The following is an 18,330-nucleotide window of genomic DNA, read 5'->3' as shown; positions in this document are numbered from 1 at the left end:
GTTATTTTTTTGTCTGAAATTCAAGATATTAAAAAAATCGATATCGTTTGCTAGGAGGTCACAGGGCGATGTCTAAGGCGGTTGTGTTTACCAAAAGATGAAATACCTGCTAATGGAGGAAAGGATCGGTCGGATGGAAATGTTATTGTAATATAATTGAAGTGGTTGTAAACCAATTATCATCCTCTTGTTCTTTTAATCGTCATATTTCATGTTAAGATGAACCTAACAGTTAGCTTTAAAGAACATGGGAGGTATGAAAATGCTTTATAAATTCAAAACATTTATCGCTGCATCAGTACTCTCAATATCTGTTGGCGCTAATGTTCAAGCAGCAGTACTAACTGTTGGAACCGGTGGATTTTCGCTGGATGCCCAACAATCTGCTGTAAAAAATCTTGAAAAATGGAATACGATTTCATCAAGAATAATTCCTACTGATTTGCAACCGATTATTGGACAGGCTAATCAGAATACAGTGAACGCTGGTCATTCATTTTGGTTGAAAACAAATGCACTTCAAACAGCTGCACCGGTTATTACCACAGAACCTTCAACAGAGAATGTACAGCAAAGTGTAATCTCAATGCCTGCAACTATATCAAATACTCAACTGGTAGCGACACAACCAGATTCAGTTCAGGAGAATGTGGCTAACAAGGTAGAAGAAACCAAGACTGAACAAAAATCAGAGCAAATAGCCGAAGCTACTGAACAACCTGTAGAAAAGGTTGTAAGCGAAACACCTTCTGAACTGCCGGAAGTTGCTAATACTGAATTAAAAGTGGACGAGCAGGTTCCGTCTGAAGACGAGATAAATACCAGCACTGAAACTTCCGAAACGGCTGACACTAATACTGCTAAAGAACTAACTGTTACAGCCACAGCCTATACAGCATCTTGCGAAGGTTGCTCCGGAATTACAGCCACAGGTGTTAACATAAAATCTGATCCTAACCAAAAAGTAATTGCTGTCGACCCTAAAGTTATTCCTCTTGGTACGAAAGTGTATGTGGAGGGGTATGGGGAAGCGGTTGCTGCTGATACGGGAGGCGCCATAAAAGGAAATCGTATTGACGTCTTTATACCTGAAGAACAGGATGCAATGGATTGGGGACGAAAAGAAGTAAAATTGCAAATAATAAATTAAAAAACAAAGCTGCATGTTTGTTTGCAGCTTTGTTTTTTTTATCCCAAAAACTTGGATAAATCTTTCTCCTCTGTAAATTTGCCTACATAATTTTTAGTTTTTCCGGACTCGTCCTTGATGGCAGTTATGATTAGCCACTCTTTGTAAATATCATTATTTTTTCTCTTATTCCAGATGTATCCTTCCCAAATCCCATTTGTTAATAAACTATTCCACATATTTTTATAAAACTGCAGGTCGTGTTCTCCGGATTGCAGGACACTTGGCGTTTTGCCGACTACATCATCTTGAGTATATCCGGTAATTCGTGTAAAGGCTGGGTTAATCCGTTCGATGATCCCATCTGCATCTGTAATGCAAATACCATCAATAGTTTGGTCCACAATTTTAGCCGAAATCTCCAATTTATCATGATAGTAAAGCCAAAAGACAATGACCAAACTGGCTAATGAGAATTCCGATAGTGACATAAACCCAATTGCATAAGATCCTGTAAAATTAAAAAGAACCGATAAAATGACTGGTGGGAAAAATCCACCAAGTGCTCCCAGAGATGATACAATACCATTCACAATGCCGTCTTGCCTTGAAAAATAAAAGGGCACCAGTTTGAAAATGGTCCCGTTTCCGACGCCGGCAAAAATAGCAACCAATAGGCAGCCAAATGAATAGATAGGCAAAGAGGGTGTAAAGGATAGCAAAAATCCAGCAAAAGTTAAACAAAAAAATACGGCTATCAAAATTAAAAAAGGATTAAACTTGTCTCCTAGCCACCCTCCCAAAGGTCTTAGCAAGGTGGTGATAATGATAAACCCTGCAGTCCTTAAACCCGCGTCTACACTGGATAATTCAAAATGATTTACCAAAAAGGAGGGAAGGTAAATGGTAAATGCCAAAAACGAACCAAAGGTAATAAAATAAAACAAGCTTAAAAACCATAGTTTTGGATTTTTATATACATGAAGGAATTGTTCCTTTACTGGAAGAGTAACTTTAGGTTCCTTTTTGTCACCAAAACAAAAATTTAAAAAAGCAAAAAGTAATAAAACAACCAAATAAAACCTAATGGTTGTTCTCCAGCCAAACGCATCAGCAAAAAATGGAGCCAAAAAACAAGTGAACGCTGTGCCGATATTTCCTGCTCCGTAAATGCCATTAATTATCCCCTGTCTTGACTTTGGAAAATATTTAGGCAGAGATGTTACACCAACAGAAAATAAAGCACCACCGATACCGAGAATGATGCCACCTGCTATCAGCGAGTAAAATGCATGTGCGTAACTAATGATCATAATGGGTAATATTAATAGGAAAAAACTAATCGTTAAAACGACCCTCGCTCCAAAACGGTTTGTCCAGTAGCTAAGTGGAATTCGAAACAAAGAACCCAGGATAATTGGAACGGCTGCAGCCCAGGAGATTTGTGTTGAAGATAGTGGGACTTCTGCATTAATAAATGGCATTAAAGAAGAAATAACCACCCAAACCATACATCCTGAAACGAGACTCCCAGTTTGTATGGTAAGTTGTATGTTTCCTTTTTTCATTGGGGTCCCCCCTGATACCTTTTGAAAAATAAGTACTTAAAAAACATAAGAAAGGTTTATTTATATTCTAAACGAGTATAATACAATTTTTCTTTGCCATCAGTGACGAATGGCACAATACTTCGCAGTTTCTGATAAATCTTTAGGAAAGTGCTAGTATCATTTGGAAATAAGGACAGTTCCTACTATAAATATAAGAAAATAAACCAAGGAAGCATGGACACGATTTTCTATATCATAATGAAATCATAATAATGGTATAATTGACTTCGAAAAAAAGAGAAATCAAAAGGGGAGAGCGCATTGAATTTCCAAACGGCAGTAACAAGTGAAGAACGGCTCAACATTATGAAGGACCTATCCAATCGTTTTCTTTCAAGAGCACATGAAGTAGATATGGATGGCCGATTTCCTTATGAAAACATCCAGGATCTTAAGAAGACAGGCTATACGGCTTTAACTGTCCCAAAAGAATATGGCGGCCAACAAATAACGCTTAACGAATTGATTCGCCTCCAAGAATTGATTGCAATGGGCGATGGTTCCACTGCATTAGCAATTGGCTGGCATATGGGAATTATCATGAATTTACATGAAAAACAAAGCTGGCAGGAGCCAATTTATAGGGAAATGTGCGAAAAGGTAAAATCAGGAGCATTGATAAACAGTGCTGCAACCGAACCAAGAACTGGAAGTCCAACAAGGGGAGGGAGACCGGAAACCACCGCAAAGAAGTCTAATGGTAAGTGGACTATTAACGGAAGGAAGACCTTCACTACTATGTCCCCAGTTTTAGACTATTTTATTGTTAGCGCCAGCATAGAAGGGACAAATGAGACTGCAAACTTCCTGATTCCTAGAGAAGCCGAGGGGTTAACAATTGAAGAAACGTGGGACAGTATTGCCCTTCGAGGGACAGGAAGCCATGATTTAGTATTAGAGGACATAAGAATTCCTGAGGAAAATCTTGTAGAAAAAATAGTACCGAGCAAAAAAAGTGCACAAGGATGGCTCTTACATATTCCTGCCTGTTATCTTGGAATTGCCAAAGCTGCCAGGAAGTACGCGATTACGTTTGCCAACGAATACACACCAAATAGTATACAGGGGCCGATTATCAGCCTGCCGAATGTTCAGCAAAAAATTGGCGAAATAGAATTGAAAATTATGCAAGCCGAATACTTCTTGTATGGAACTGCTAAACAGTGGGACAATGCCGATTTAGAAGAGAAGAATACGATGGGACCAGCCCTAGGGGCAGCAAAATTAACCGTTACTAACCTAGCCTTGTCAGTTGTAGATTTAGCCATGCGAGTGGTTGGTGCTAAAAGTCTTTCTCTAAAAAATCCACTGCAGCGCTATTATCGTGACGTAAGAGCGGGACTACATAACCCTCCAATGGATGATATGACGATTCAACTACTTGCAAAACACAGTATTAATTCACAGCTTCAGAATTGAAAGGAAGAAGTTAAGAGTAAGATGATGCTTTGTGGGATACCTTATTAATCAAAGGGGTGAGGGATATGCCAAGAGGCAAAGAACTAGAGCAGCTTCCGATGGCCAATACGCTGCCAGGTGCCGGAAAAGATGTGAGTAAATATCGAAGAGAAAAGGTAACGGGTATAGTGGGAAATGAGCGACCGCACCCGAGCAATATAGATAAAAATTAGGCAGGAACTTTATTCCTGCCTAATTTTTTATTCCTCCACAAGTTCATTTATTTCCACAACGGTTCGTTCTTCAAGAGGTCCACGCAAATGGACAGTAGCAGTTCTGCCATCTTCATTCAATTGGTCGATCCATATAGAAACACCATTGTATTTTACTTCAATATCTGCGGATGAAGATAAAATTTGTTTAATTCGTCTTGTATCCATATTGCCACTCCTTATATTTTGATATTTTTTTCTTTATAGTTGACTCTGTTAAACAATAATGTAGATTTTTTAACTCTGTTGATTTGAACGGATAAGCTCGATTCCTACGGGAGTACAGGGATGGGGGATCCCGCGGGCGCTTTCATCTTCGTGGAGACTCCCCGGCACGCCCTCGGATTCGCTGAGCGACTGGAGCGGAAATCAACAGCTAAATTTAACAAAGCCTTATAGATATAAAGGGTCGATCCTGATCCCGTTTATCGTTCCAGGCTCGTCAATCGTTTCTAAATCTTTAATATAAGTATCAAGCTCTTCCTGGAGTGCTTTGGGTGCACCAGGTTTAAAATGCCAATTCCCGGGTTCATCAACAAAATAAGGACTCTTTGTAAATTCAGGCCTGATTCGCGGCACTACATCTCCCTCATTTCAAGTTTCTTAATACAAAAATAGGATTTACAACCCGAATATAATTCATACAAATATGAGTCTAAAATCGTATTGCACAAATAACAGTTCAAGTATATGATATGTAGAATAATCTAACAGTCAAAAAATTGTAAATATAAACCAATTCTAAAAGCAATAATAAAGAAGAAAATGTTGAAACTAATTAGCAATATTATCGTCTTATATAAATGAGAAAACACAGTCATGTCCAATTAACCCCGTGCATACACATAAAAAGGGATTATAAGACCGGAAAAAAAGTCCAAGCTTTGGTAAAATTAACGCTGATTTATTGTTTTTCTTTTTTTATAAAATGTGCTATAGTAATTGGGGTTCGTTTACCGATGCTAAATCTGGTAAGTGAGAGGAGAATTAAAATGGAACAAATAAGTTTCACAAAAAAATTAACTAAAAATAATTTTACATTTTTTGTGATTGCAGTAGTGTTATTTTGGATTAAAACCTACGCAGCCTATCAGATTGAATTTAATTTAGGAATTGATAATAAGCTTCAGGAATTTTTATTGGTGATCAATCCACTGAGCTCTGCGCTATTCTTCTTTGGAATCGCCTTGTTGTTTAAAAAACGGACTAAACTTGTTATGATTATCACAAACTTTATTTTGTCATTCCTGCTATATGCAAATATTGCCTATTATCGCTTTTTTAGTGATTTCATTACAATTCCAGTTATCATGCAAGCTAAAACCAATGCAGGTCAGTTGGGAGACAGTGCCCTGTCATTAATGTCACCGCTAGATGTTTTTTATTTTACGGACTTTATCATTCTAATTGTTCTAGCTTTAACACTCTTTAAACAAACTATGGAAACAAATAGAAAGTCCTATAAAATTGTCCTATTGTTTTCCATCACTACGTTTTTATTTAATTTAGGGCTTGCTGAGAAGGATCGTCCACAGCTGTTAACACGTTCTTTTGACAGAAATTACTTAGTCAAATATCTTGGTGCTTATAATTTCACAATTTACGATGCAATACAAAATATTCGTTCTTCTAGTCAGCGTGCCTTAGCAGATTCTAGTGATGTAACCGAGGTTGAAAATTATCGTAAAGCCAATTACGCTGCTCCAAATCCAGATTATTTTGGTAAGGCAAAAGGCATGAACGTAATTTATATTTCCCTGGAATCCTTCCAGTCGTTTATGATTGATTACAAAATGCCTGACGGACAGGAAGTTACTCCATTCCTTAACTCGTTAACACGCAACCAGAATACATTTTATTTCCCTAACTTTTTCCACCAAACTGGACAGGGGAAAACATCTGATGCCGAGTTCTTAATGGAAAATTCGCTTTACCCAATGAGCCAGGGAGCGGTATTTGTGAATAAAGCACAAAATACCTACCAGGCGATGCCTGCTATTTTAAAAGGGCAGGGATACACTTCTGCCGTATTCCATGGCAATTACAAAACATTCTGGAACCGAAATGTTATGTATAAAGCCTTTGGTTATGACCAGTTCTTTGATGCCGAGTATTACAACATGACAGAGGAAGACACAAAGAACTATGGCTTGAAGGATAAACCATTCTTTACTGAATCTATGCCGCTGTTGTCTAGCTTAAAGCAGCCATTCTATACGAAGTTTATTACTTTATCGAATCATTTCCCATTTGAAATGGATCCAGGTGATACTGATTTTCCTGCTGGAGATACAGATGACCAAGTTGTAAATCAGTATTTCCAATCTGCCCATTATATGGACCAAGCATTGGAACAGTTCTTTAACGATTTAAAAGCCTCTGGTTTATATGACAATACAATGGTCGTAATGTATGGTGACCATTATGGAATTTCAGAGAACCATAATGATGCGATGTCAAAAGTGTTGGGTGTAGATGAGATTACACCAGTTACGAATGCTAATTTGCAGCGAGTTCCATTATTTATCCATGTTCCTGGAGTAACTGGCGGCATTCAGCAGCAATACGGTGGTGAAGTGGATGTTCGTCCTACAGTGCTGCATTTATTAGGAATTGATACAAAAGACTACCTTGAGTTTGGTTCCGACCTTTTATCACCAACCCATCGAAATTGGGCACTATTTAGAAATGGTGACTTTATGTCACCTGATGTGATACAGGTTAAAGGTAAGTGTTATTCCACGCTAACTGGGGAGTTATCCGAAAATGCCGAAGCTTGTAGCGCTATTCAAGATAAAGTAAATACTGAGCTTCAAATGTCAGATGAAATTGTCTATAAAGACTTGTTACGTTTCTACAAGCCAGAAGGCTATACGTCGATTAATCCTGATGATTATGAATATTTAGGACCAAAAGGCAAAACAACTAAAAATGCAAAAACAACAGATAGTACAAAAACAACAGAAAGTGATTGATGAGGGAGAAGAGTAATCTTCTCTCTTTTATATTCTTAAAGTGGCATTGTCGGATGCAAAAAAAACTTTAATTTACCCCCATAGAATTGACAGTTACAACGAATAATTTGGTATCAAACAAATCAAGTTACTCGGGAGGTTAGATCTATGGGAACAACAATCATTGATATCGACAAATTACTCGAGGCTACATCCAATCTGCCATCTGAGAAAAATAATTACATAATAAAACGAGTTGAAATTGATAAATTACTTGAATGGACAAAAGATTGGTAAATAACGTAAGCTCCTCCAAATAGAAAAAATACATACATGAACCCTCTAGTGAACTAGAGGGTTTTTTTCTGTTCTACTAGGCTGTTGATTTCTGCACAGTCACGCAGCACAACCCGCAGAAGTGTTGGGGGACACCTCGGGGGTGAAAGCATCCGCGGGGTTCCACCACTGCCCCGTATTCCCGCGGGAGTCGAGTGCCTTCCGCCGCTCCAATCAGCAGAGTAATGAATCAACATTATCGTTTGGGAAATAATCTAATGCTTCTGCTGCTTTAAAGCAAAAAATTAATTTATGGATATCTATTGCTTTTGAACCAGAAAAATACTAGAATAATTTTTAATATAATAAATATTTTAAAAAATCAAATTAAGGGTATTGAGGGGGATCTTTATAATGAAAAAAGGGAGAACAGCACTTTCCTTGGCATTAGTGGGACTGTTGCTTTTATCAGGGTGTGGGAAAAGCGAGACATCAAGTGGCTCTAATGAGGCGGATTCAGGTAAAGAAAAAAACGAATTTACGATAGGAATTTCCCAATTTGCTCCGCATCCATCACTTGATGCGGCAACTGAAGGATTTAAGAAGGCATTAGAAGACAAAGGGATCAAGGTGAAATACGATGAGCAAAATGCTCAGGCGGATATGAACAACACCGCGACCATAGCTAAAAACTTTGTTGGTGACAAGGTGGATTTAATTTTTGCTAATGCTACACCTAGTGCCACAGCTGCGTTAAATGCCACAAAGGATATTCCAATCGTTTTTACTTCGGTAACAGACCCAGTAGGGGCGGAATTGGTGGAAGCGTTTGATAAACCAGGCAAAAACATAACGGGAACAACCGATAACCATCCTGAAGCGACCAAAAAGACTATTAGCTTTATTTCGGATGAAGTAAAAGCGAAAAATATTGGTGTCATTTACAATTCGGGTGAACAGAACTCTGAGGTTCAAGTAAAAGAAGTCAAAAAGATAGCAGAAGATAAAGGCGCAAAAATAATAGAAGTATCCGTGTCCACCACAGCAGAGGTTAAACAAGCTGCAGAATCACTGGTTGGACGGGTAGATGCTATCTATGTACCAACAGATAATACTGTTGTCACAGCCCTCGATACAGTTATTGATGTTGCCAACTCGAAAAAAATACCACTATTCGTCGGTGAATTGGATTCTATGAAAAAGGGAGCTGTAGCTGCTAGTGGTTTTAGTTACTATGATTTAGGTTACCAGTCCGGAGTTATGGCAGCAGATATTTTAAGCGGAAATAAAAAGCCATCAGAAATCCCAGTTGAACTGCCAAATAGCTTGAAACTTGTAATAAATAAAAAGGCTGCAGAAGCCCAAGGACTGAAAGTCAAAGATGAATGGAAAAGTCTTGGCGAATTCTATGATGGAAATGAATAAATAAAACAAAACAAGAGGAGCCCTTTTCTACGGGACTCCTTGATTATTTTAATTGAAACGAGGACTGCGATTGCAAAATAGTCCTAAAGAGAGGATGATCTCAATGTTTACAGCCATATTTGGATCATTTGAAGCAGGTATCATCTATGCGATTATGGCACTGGGCGTCTATCTTTCCTTTCGTATTCTGGATTTCCCAGACTTAACGGTGGATGGAAGCTTTGTAACTGGAGCTGCTGTTACAGCGGTGATGATTGCTGGTGGAGCAAATCCATTCTACGCAACGATTATGGCTTTGTTTGCTGGGTTTGCAGCCGGTTGTATGACAGGACTGCTTCATACTTTTGGAAAAATTAATAATTTGCTATCAGGAATTTTGATGATGATCGCACTATACTCCATTAATTTGCGAATCATGGGAAGGTCCAATATTCCTCTATTAAATGCGGATACTACGTTTACGAAAATCAGAGGTGTCTTTGATGAGGCAGGAATTGACTCATTCTTTAACGGGATATTGTCAACAGTAGGGCTTTCAGACAGCCTTCCTGAAACTTGGGGAATTCTCATTGTGATGATTTTTGTTACTTTCGTGATTAAATTCATTACGGATTGGTTTCTGCAAACGGAGATTGGTTTGGCTATTAGAGCTACCGGGGATAACAAACGGATGATACGTAGTTTGTCAGCGAATACAAGCATCCTTGTCGTGCTTGGATTAGGTTTATCCAATGCCCTAGTTGCTTTTTCTGGTGCCCTGATTGCCCAGCAGGGCGGCTTCGCTGATGTCGGAATGGGAATAGGCATGATTGTAATCGGTTTAGCTTCAGTGATAATTGGTGAAGCTCTCTTTGGTACCAAGACGATTGCCAGGACAACTCTTGCAGTAATTGGAGGTTCAATTATTTACCGCATAGTCGTAACTTTGGCATTAAGAGTTGAATTTTTAGATCCAGGGGACATGAAATTAATTACAGCCATTATCGTCATTATTGCCCTAACTACTCCAAAGATTATCGACAGTTCAAAAGAAAAAAAGCGCAAAGCCCAAAAACGGACCCGCATGATACAGGCGTCTGCACAGACTAGGGGGGAGAACCATGCTGCAATTAAATCAGATTCATAAGATTTTTAATGAAGGCACCCCTGACGAGAAAATGGCAATAAACCAAGTAGATCTTACGCTTAAACCCGGTGATTTTGTTACGGTAATTGGAAGCAACGGTGCCGGAAAGTCTACCTTAATGAATATCATTTCAGGTGTTTTAATACCTGACGTAGGAGAAGTTCGTATTGCAGATAAAGATGTTACGAATATGTCAGAATTCAATCGATCGAAAATGATTGGTCGTGTTTTTCAGGACCCGATGGCAGGTACTGCCCCTAGTATGACAATCGAAGAAAATCTAGCAATGGCCTATTCGCGAAATAAAACACGTACACTCCGCAGAGGAGTAACGAAGAAACGGAGAGAATACTTCCGAGAGGTCCTCGAATCCCTTCATTTGGGGCTTGAAAATCGGCTCAACGCTAAAGTAGGCCTATTATCAGGGGGAGAAAGACAGGCATTATCATTATTGATGGCTACGTTTACGGAACCTTCTATTTTGCTTTTGGATGAACATACTGCCGCTCTTGACCCTTCAAGAGCAGAATTAATTACAAATTTGACAAAGGAAATTGTAGATAAATATCATCTGACTACCCTAATGGTGACACATAATATGCAACAGGCGATTGATCTAGGCAACCGGTTAATTATGATGGATAAAGGCCAAATTATTTTGGAAGTCAATGAGGAACAGAAGAATAAACTTACAATTGAAGGACTTCTTGCCGAGTTTAAACGAATTCGCGGTGCGCAAATGGCAAGTGACAGGGCAATTCTCGCTTAAGGTAACGCCACACAGTGACAATCCAACTGTACTATTAGTTGGATTGTTTTTTAAATTAGGTGACTATAGTACATATAGTGTTATTCTATAACTAAGGATAATTTCTAAGCGAGGTGACGAAATGGAACTCGATACGATTTTAGCTAAGTTAAAAGATCATACATCAACCATTTTAGGCAGTAATAAATATTCGAAATATGCTGTACTACTTCCTCTAATCCAAAAGGAAGATGGAATACATGTATTATTTGAGAAACGTTCCCTTAATTTAAGAAGGCAGCCGGGGGAGATTTGTTTCCCAGGTGGAAGAATGGATTCTTGTGATACGGACGAAAAATCTACAGCGATCCGTGAAACAGTGGAAGAATTGGGGCTTCCTAAAGAGGATATTACTGAAGTATTCCCATTAGATTTTATGGTTACCCCTTTTGAGATGATGGTCTATCCTTTTGCAGGAATTATTGCCAATCCGGATAAGATTTGCCCGAACCCCTCAGAGGTTGGAGAAATATTTACTGTACCCTTAGCTTATTTTATGAATCATAAGCCAGAAATCTATCATATAGAATTTAAAGTCGAGCCGGAAAAAAACTTTCCCTTTGACTTAATTATCGGCGGTGTAAATTACAATTGGAGAACAAGGGGAATGGAAGAATATTTTTACCGCTATGAAGATAAAGTCATATGGGGACTTACGGCAAGAATTCTTGCCCATTTTATCGAGATTATCGAATAGTTTTTTAAAGGCTCTGTTAAACAAGAATATTGATTTTTTACTCTGTTGATTGGAGGAGAAGGCGCTCGACTCCTCGAAAATGCTTTCGCATTTTCTTCGTGAGTGGGCGGATTCGAGGATGAATTTCAATGTCCTGCGCGCGTGCGGGGCTGGGGAGACCCCGCAGGTGCTTTCTTTCATCGCCTAGGAGACTCCCCGGCACGCCCGCGGGTCGCTGAGCGACTGGAGGGGAAATCAACAGCCAAATTTAACTGAGCCTTTTTCAAAGTAATTCGCTTGTGGATATTACTTTGACAGTATTTCTTATATGGACAATTGTACGCATTGATAGGAAAAAGTGCTTGAATATTTTAAAATATGCACTAAAATTAAGCTTATATTTTGTAGTTTAGGGAGTTGTAGGAATGAAGGTCGTAAAGTTTGGTGGGTCCTCCTTAGCGTCTGGTGGACAGATAAACAAAGTATTTGAAATTGTCACTTCAGACTCAGAGCGGAAAGTGGTCGTGGTTTCTGCTCCCGGGAAAAGATATCCAGATGATGCAAAAGTAACTGATTTATTAATTGAGTGTGGTCAAGCAAGTTTGTTGGAACAAGATTATCAGGAGTTAGCTGAGAAAGTTTTACAGAGGTATTCAACAATTGCAGAAGAATTGAGACTTCCTCTTGCTATCATGGACGAAATCCGTGCTGATTTATTATCGCGGCTTGAAAGTGACAAAAGCAAGCCTGACCGGTTCATGGACAGAATCAAAGCAAGCGGGGAAGACAATAATGCCAAGCTGGTTGCCGCTTATTTCCGAAAAATGGGAGTTGAGGCTTACTATGTTGACCCCAAGAAAGCGGGTTTACTCGTCAGTGATGAGCCTGGGAATGCCCAAGCGTTGCCTGAGGCATATGAACAATTGCAGGTACTCCGTAGTTATCCTGGCATAAGTATTTTTCCAGGTTTTTTTGGATACAGCAAAGAGGGAGATGTTTATACCTTTTCTAGAAGCGGTTCGGATATCACTGGCTCCATTTTAGCTAATGCACTAAAGGCAGAATTGTACGAAAATTTCACAGATGTAGATGCTGTTTACTCGGTTAACCCGTTTATTGTGGAAAAGCCAAAGGAAATCAAAGAATTAACCTATCGGGAAATGCGAGAGCTATCTTATGCTGGTTTTAGTGTACTGCATGATGAGGCACTTGTGCCTGCGTTTCGTGCCGGGATTCCAGTGCAGGTGAAAAATACCAATAACCCCAGCGCTCCCGGAACGAGAATTGTCGCAGTACGGGACAATACCAATGGCCCGGTAATCGGAATAGCCAGTGATGATGGTTTCTGCAGTATATATGTTAGTAAATATTTAATGAACCGAGAAATTGGCTTCGGGCGTAAATTGTTAGGGATTTTAGAAGATTTTGGGCTCAGCTATGAACATACTCCTTCTGGAATAGATGACATTTCGGTTATTTTAAGAGAAAGTCAGTTGGATGAAACAATTGAAGCGCAAATTAAGGAGCGAATCATGAAGGAGCTCCATGCCGATGAAGTAAAATTTGAACACAGCTTGGCTCTCATCATGGTGGTAGGGGAAGGTATGCGGCGCAATGTTGGTACGATGTCTAGAGCTTCGAAAGCCTTATCGAATGCCCATGTAAATATTGAAATGATTAATCAAGGATCATCCGAAGTCAGCATGATGTTTGGTGTCAAACAAGTGGATGAAAAACGTGCCGTTCAAGCTCTATATGATGAATTTTTTGCACCAGTAACAGTATAAGTGTTAAAATAGGCGAAAACGGCTGATCTGTACGAAATGGGTCAGCCGTTTTATACATTTTCCTTAAGTTTTTTTCGTTCGCACCCCAGCCGATAAAGCAATTAACAAACCACCGACCGTATCGGAAATTAAGTCAATCATCGTATCTTTGTTACCTCCACCTTGCAGGGTCATACCAAATAGTTGGTCACTGCTAAATTCATAAACCTCCCATAAAACTCCTCCTAGTACAGCAAAGCCCAGAGTAAATAAAAAGATGAACCATGGTGATATTGCATCACCTGCGGTCCTGTGAATGAGTCTTTCATATAGAGCGATCCCAGTGAAAGCCAAAATCATGCCGCTGATAGCATGAAGAAAAGTATCCCACCAGCCCAGCCCATACCAGCCGCGAATAGAACCTAAATATTGGGAACCAACTAAGAAAATCAAATACGAAATTACAATTGGCAGGTTAAATTGAAGTTTAGTAAAAGCAGCTAATAATAGCGGGATGGCTCCACAGACAATACCCCCAATGGCAACAGAAGCTTTAAAAGTTTCATGTTGATCATAATAAGAAAAAGCTAAATAAGCCATAAAAATGACATATAATCCACTTAACAAAATGACGAGCTTTTTTTTCACAGTCTGTCACCTTACCTATACTTTTGGTTTACGAATGAAAGCATAAAATGCAATGATTAAACTCCCAGCCAATCCGCAAAGGAGGTCAAGCATGGTATCTTTGTTTCCGCCTCTTTGCATAGTATGGGTAAATGTCATATCTCCTAAAAATTCGTAGATTTCCCAAAGAGCACTAGAAAGAACACCGAGTGAAAGGACAAACAGAAAAATAATCCATTTGGAAACACTAGAGCGTGCCTCGGCCGGAATAAACAATTTATACAAAACAACAGCAATTGTGCCAACGTAAAATGCCTTAACAAAATGAAGAGTTGAATCCCACCACTTATAGTGAAGATAAAAAGTGGAGATGGAGCCTAGGAATAGTGAACAGAATAAAAATAAATAATAGCCAATAATGATAGGAAGATTAAATGGGTTATTTTTTACCTTTAATAAAATTAAGGGCAAAGCGCTAGCGAAAATGCCACCAAGGGCCACCTGCCACCTTGAGGAATCATGTTTCACCAGATAATATACAAATAAAACGGCCATGAAAAGGATAAAAGCAATACTTAAGATAATGATTACTTTTCGTTTCATGGTTTCACCTCCATAACTTCCATTCAAAAAGTGTTGATTACATATTAATAGTATTATGTCCTTAGACATTAAAAACTAACAAATCAAGCAATGGGACTCGCAAATAACTGCATAAACAGGTATAGTGGAATCATGAACGAAGATAAGATAAGGATAAAAAAGTTTTGACGGGGGTCTTTATGCAAAGGGCACAGATACCTACATATGAACGAATTGCAATTGATATCGCTAATCGTATTAACGATGGTGAATTTAAAATAGGGGATAAAATTCATGGGCGATCTACATTAGCAAGTGAGTACAAAGTTTCACCAGAAACGATCAGACGCGCAATAAAAATACTCGAGGATGTTGAAATAGTCCAGTCTTCCAAAGGCAGTGGTATTCTCATCTCATCAAAGGAAAATGCTTTTAAATATATTTCTCGTTTCTCCAATTTGGCAAGTATTAAGGATCTTGAAAAAGAGATATATTCCATTATGGGCGAGCGAAATAAATTGGATGAGCAACTTTTTGATGCCTTAAGAAAAATCATGGACTATTCAGGAAAACTGCGTCATACCAATCCTTTGGCACCAATTGAGGTGGAAATACATCGCGGCTGTGCCCATATCGGTAAGACTGTTTCAGAAGTGAAGTTCTGGCAAAATACCGGCGGTACGGTCATCGGCATTAAAAGAAATGGAGAATTAATTATTTCACCGGGTCCTTATGTATTAATCCTAGAAGGGGATGTATTTCTTGTCATTGGTGATGAAAAATCTTATGACCGAGTAGTCCATTTCCTACAAGAATAGGCAAAAAAGAAACTGGCATTCTGGATGCCAGTTTCTTTTTCAAAATATTAGATTAACCCTTCTTGTTTCAAAAATTCTTTTGCCACTTTAGCAGGCGACTGTTTTAAGCTGTCAACTTTATAGTTAAGTTCTCGCATTTTATCATCTGAAAGTTTACCGGCAATACTGTTGATTACTTTTTTTAATTCTGGATGCTCCTTCAAGGTATCTTCCTTAATAATTGGCACTGCGTAATAGGGAGGGAAGAAGTTTTTATCATCCTTCAAGACTTTTAACTTAAACGCCTCAATTAACCCGTCAGTGGAGAATGCGTCAATTACATCGCTCTTATGGTTGTTCAGTGCGGTATAACGCAAACCCCCGTCTACCGCTTTTACATCTTTAAACCCCATTTGGTAGGTCTTAGTAAGACCTTTTAATCCATCCTCACGATTTGGAAATTCAATTGTCGGACCGATAATTAATTCATTACTGACTTTTGCTAGATCAGAAATAGTGTTCAAACCAAATTGGTTAGCAGTGTCTTGGCGAATCGCCAATGCATACGTGTTATTAAATCCGAGCGGTTTCAATAATTGAATTCCATACCTATTGTTAAACTCTTTTTGGACCTGGTTATAAACTTTTTCTGGGTTATTCTGGGGTGGTTGATTTAAAATGTTGACTAAACCTGTTCCTGTGTATTCAACATATAAGTCGATATCCCTGCTGTTTAAGGCTCCGAATGTTACTTGTGAACCTCCAAGATTCAGCTTTCTCTCCACTTTTATATCAGTCTTATTTTCTATTAAATCAGCAAGCATATTTCCCAGTATTAGCTGTTCAGTATAGTTTTTGGAACCAACAACAATCGTATCTTCTGCCTGCGCCTTCGAATAAATGGTGAATCCGCCTGCGAAAATCAAAATAATGCATGCAGCAGAAATAATGACCCTCTTTGCTGTTTTACCCATTTTTTTAGATGTCTTTTGCTTTTGTTCATAAGAAATGGAAGACTCCAATTTACCTACAACAAAGTCAATCAACAATGCGAGGATACAGGCTGGGATCGCACCAGCTAGAATCATGGCGTTGTCGACGGTCTGAACTCCGGAGAACACAAGATAGCCAAGGCCGCCTGCACCAACAAAAGCAGCAATAGTCATTAAACCGACAGCTGTAACAGCTGAAATTCTGATACCCGCCATAATCATCGGGAAGGCTAGCGGAAGCTGGACCTTTCTCATCGTTTGACTCTTAGTTAAACCGATACCTTTGGCGGCTTCCAGAATATCCCGGTCGATATTGGTTAATCCTGTATACGTATTTTTAACAATTGGAAGCAGGGAATAAAGGACAACCATGACGATAGCTGGTGTACTTCCAATCCCAATGAATGGAATTAAAAATCCGAGCAAGGCTAAGCTGGGAATCGCCTGCATGATATTAGCGATACCAATAATTGGCTTAGACAGTTTCTGCTCTCTAGAAATTAAAATCCCTAACGGAACCCCAATCAAAACGGCTATGAACACGGAAATGATACTTAGATAAAGATGTTGGCCCAATAAATCGAGAATTTGATTGTAATTTGCAGTTACATAATTCCAGAATGTACTCACTAAAATGCCACCTCCATTTCAATTAACTGGCTGCTTAATGCGGATAAAATACTGCTTCGTGTTATAAGACCGGTTAATTGATTTGTGTTGTTTACCACTGGAACGTAGCCAATTTTATGTTCATTCATTGTAGCCAGCACCGACAGTAAATTAGCTTCGTCGGAGACTGACAGAACATTCCGCTCCATGACCTCTTCAATAGTTGCATTACGGTTTACTAGTTGGATGCTTTTTAATGTTATCAGTCCGATAAGGCAGTTGCTTTTGTCAGTAACCATTAGACTATCAACTTTGTTTTCTTTCATAATCTCAATTGCCTGCAAGACATTCCGCTTTGCGTGTATTTTAACAGGATTAGATATCATGATGTCTTCAGCGAGTAATAATTCAGGATTATTCCATACTCTGCGTTTACCAATAAAATCGGCAACGAAATCATTGGCAGGGTTTTTTAGGATGTTTTCGGGTGTATCGAATTGTACTATATCACCATCTTTTAAAATACAAATTTTATCTGCTATTTTAATAGCTTCATCCATATCGTGGGTAACAAATACGATGGTTTTGTTCAATTCTCTTTGCATCTGGTAGAGTTCGTCTTGAAGGGAAGTGCGTGTGACAGGATCTAATGCGCTGAATGGCTCATCCATTAAAATAATTTCGGAATTCGTAGAAAAGGCCCTAGCTACACCAACTCTTTGCTGCTGGCCGCCGCTTAATTCTTTTGGGTACCGATGCAAATATTCTTGTGGGCTAAGTCCAACTGTCTCTAATAATTCAATCGTTTTTTTCGCAATATCCTCAGGACGTTCCCCCTTTAGTTTTGGTATTAATTCTAGGTTTTCTTTTATTGTCATATGTGGAAAAAGTCCTGTATTTTGTATGACATAACCAATATTCCTTCGAAGCTCTATTGGGTTCATCGTTGAAATTTCAGTTCCGTTAACAAGGATTTGCCCTGAGGATGGCTGGATAAGTTTATTGATCATTTTAAGTAATGTGGTTTTTCCACAGCCACTAGGACCAATAAACACGACTAATTGCCCGGATTCAATGTCCAACGAAAATGATTGTATAACTGTTTTGGCTTTGTATTTTTTCACTACGTTTTTAAATTGTATCAAATTGTTTCCTCCTTCTATATCTAACAACTTAACAATATCATTAAAGTTGTTACTTGTCGATAAAATTGAATTACTGGAGGGAAGGGTACTTGAAAGATAATCCCGCATAAGTTTAAATTGTTCTTCCTAGTAAAGAGC

The 18,330-nt window shown here is 38.8% G+C and carries 18 protein-coding genes; 11 read left to right on the top strand and 7 right to left on the bottom strand.

Annotated elements, in window-relative coordinates:
* The first annotated feature begins 262 nt into the window (after positions 1–262).
* Positions 263–1,150 (top strand): 3D domain-containing protein, encoded by an 888-nt coding sequence (locus tag BN2425_RS22940; protein WP_042455760.1) that lies wholly within the window; start codon positions 263–265, stop codon positions 1,148–1,150.
* A gap of 38 nt (positions 1,151–1,188) precedes the next feature.
* On the opposite strand, the gene BN2425_RS04890 is transcribed toward BN2425_RS22940, so the two are convergent.
* Positions 1,189–2,697: an MFS transporter gene (locus BN2425_RS04890; RefSeq protein WP_042455757.1), complete on the bottom strand. Its 1,509-nt coding sequence runs from the start codon at positions 2,695–2,697 to the stop codon at positions 1,189–1,191.
* A 303-nt stretch (positions 2,698–3,000) separates the two neighbouring features.
* On the opposite strand from BN2425_RS04890, the gene BN2425_RS04885 reads away from it, so the two are divergent.
* Together BN2425_RS04885 and BN2425_RS22695 are read left to right on the top strand one after the other, a co-directional pair.
* A complete protein-coding gene (locus BN2425_RS04885) occupies positions 3,001–4,158 on the top strand; it encodes an acyl-CoA dehydrogenase family protein (RefSeq protein WP_042455753.1) in 1,158 nt (385 codons plus the stop codon).
* A gap of 65 nt (positions 4,159–4,223) precedes the next feature.
* A complete protein-coding gene (locus BN2425_RS22695; RefSeq protein ID WP_042455750.1) occupies positions 4,224–4,370 on the top strand; it encodes a hypothetical protein in 147 nt (48 codons plus the stop codon).
* Positions 4,371–4,397: 27 nt separating this feature from the next.
* On the opposite strand, the gene BN2425_RS04880 is transcribed toward BN2425_RS22695, so the two are convergent.
* Together BN2425_RS04880 and BN2425_RS04875 are read right to left on the bottom strand one after the other, a co-directional pair.
* Positions 4,398–4,577: an H-type small acid-soluble spore protein gene (locus BN2425_RS04880; RefSeq protein WP_042455747.1), complete on the bottom strand. Its 180-nt coding sequence runs from the start codon at positions 4,575–4,577 to the stop codon at positions 4,398–4,400.
* A 225-nt stretch (positions 4,578–4,802) separates the two neighbouring features.
* Positions 4,803–4,988, bottom strand: a complete 186-nt coding sequence (locus BN2425_RS04875; protein ID WP_042455744.1) for a hypothetical protein — start codon at positions 4,986–4,988, stop codon at positions 4,803–4,805.
* A 413-nt stretch (positions 4,989–5,401) separates the two neighbouring features.
* Here BN2425_RS04875 and BN2425_RS04870 point away from each other — a divergent pair, with 413 nt between their 5' ends.
* The 7 genes from BN2425_RS04870 (at position 5,402) to BN2425_RS04845 (ending at position 13,461) form a co-directional block, all read left to right on the top strand.
* A complete protein-coding gene (locus BN2425_RS04870) occupies positions 5,402–7,384 on the top strand; it encodes an LTA synthase family protein (protein ID WP_042455741.1) in 1,983 nt (660 codons plus the stop codon).
* A gap of 147 nt (positions 7,385–7,531) precedes the next feature.
* On the top strand, positions 7,532–7,660 hold the full coding sequence (locus tag BN2425_RS23300; RefSeq protein ID WP_264757798.1) for a hypothetical protein: 129 nt from the start codon (positions 7,532–7,534) through the stop codon (positions 7,658–7,660).
* Between the two features lie 393 nt (positions 7,661–8,053).
* The gene (locus BN2425_RS04865; protein WP_042455737.1) at positions 8,054–9,064 is read left to right on the top strand and encodes an ABC transporter substrate-binding protein; all 1,011 of its coding nucleotides are present in this window, start codon (positions 8,054–8,056) and stop codon (positions 9,062–9,064) included.
* 103 nt (positions 9,065–9,167) lie between these two features.
* Entirely contained in the window at positions 9,168–10,190 is a 1,023-nt protein-coding gene (locus tag BN2425_RS04860) for an ABC transporter permease (protein WP_042455734.1), read from the top strand.
* Positions 10,165–10,959, top strand: a complete 795-nt coding sequence (locus BN2425_RS04855) for an ABC transporter ATP-binding protein (protein ID WP_042455732.1) — start codon at positions 10,165–10,167, stop codon at positions 10,957–10,959. The genes BN2425_RS04860 and BN2425_RS04855 overlap by 26 nt, the downstream gene beginning before the upstream one ends.
* Before the next feature lie 121 nt (positions 10,960–11,080).
* Positions 11,081–11,695, top strand: coding sequence for an NUDIX hydrolase (locus BN2425_RS04850; protein ID WP_042455730.1), 615 nt, complete (start codon positions 11,081–11,083; stop codon positions 11,693–11,695).
* Positions 11,696–12,099: 404 nt separating this feature from the next.
* Entirely contained in the window at positions 12,100–13,461 is a 1,362-nt protein-coding gene (locus BN2425_RS04845) for an aspartate kinase (RefSeq protein ID WP_042455728.1), read from the top strand.
* Positions 13,462–13,524: 63 nt separating this feature from the next.
* Here BN2425_RS04845 and BN2425_RS04840 read toward each other — a convergent pair whose 3' ends face one another.
* Both BN2425_RS04840 and BN2425_RS04835 read right to left on the bottom strand, forming a co-directional pair.
* Positions 13,525–14,088, bottom strand: coding sequence for a hypothetical protein (locus BN2425_RS04840; RefSeq protein ID WP_042455726.1), 564 nt, complete (start codon positions 14,086–14,088; stop codon positions 13,525–13,527).
* A 15-nt stretch (positions 14,089–14,103) separates the two neighbouring features.
* Positions 14,104–14,670 carry a hypothetical protein gene (locus BN2425_RS04835; RefSeq protein WP_052352780.1) on the bottom strand — a complete coding sequence of 189 codons (567 nt, stop codon included), beginning with the start codon at positions 14,668–14,670 and terminating at the stop codon, positions 14,104–14,106.
* A 179-nt stretch (positions 14,671–14,849) separates the two neighbouring features.
* Here BN2425_RS04835 and BN2425_RS04830 point away from each other — a divergent pair, with 179 nt between their 5' ends.
* On the top strand, positions 14,850–15,467 hold the full coding sequence (locus tag BN2425_RS04830; protein WP_042455722.1) for a TrkA C-terminal domain-containing protein: 618 nt from the start codon (positions 14,850–14,852) through the stop codon (positions 15,465–15,467).
* Positions 15,468–15,514: 47 nt separating this feature from the next.
* Here BN2425_RS04830 and BN2425_RS04825 read toward each other — a convergent pair whose 3' ends face one another.
* Together BN2425_RS04825 and BN2425_RS04820 are read right to left on the bottom strand one after the other, a co-directional pair.
* Positions 15,515–17,068, bottom strand: coding sequence for an ABC transporter permease/substrate-binding protein (locus tag BN2425_RS04825; protein WP_042455719.1), 1,554 nt, complete (start codon positions 17,066–17,068; stop codon positions 15,515–15,517).
* The gene (locus BN2425_RS04820) at positions 17,068–18,192 is read right to left on the bottom strand and encodes an ABC transporter ATP-binding protein (protein WP_042455716.1); all 1,125 of its coding nucleotides are present in this window, start codon (positions 18,190–18,192) and stop codon (positions 17,068–17,070) included. The genes BN2425_RS04825 and BN2425_RS04820 overlap by 1 nt, the downstream gene beginning before the upstream one ends.
* Positions 18,193–18,330: the final 138 nt, after the last annotated feature.

This window comes from Neobacillus dielmonensis (genome assembly GCF_000612665.1).
Taxonomy (GTDB): domain Bacteria; phylum Bacillota; class Bacilli; order Bacillales; family Cytobacillaceae; genus Neobacillus; species Neobacillus dielmonensis.
Note: the sequence above shows the minus strand (reverse complement) of the source record. Positions and strands in the feature narration are given on the sequence as shown.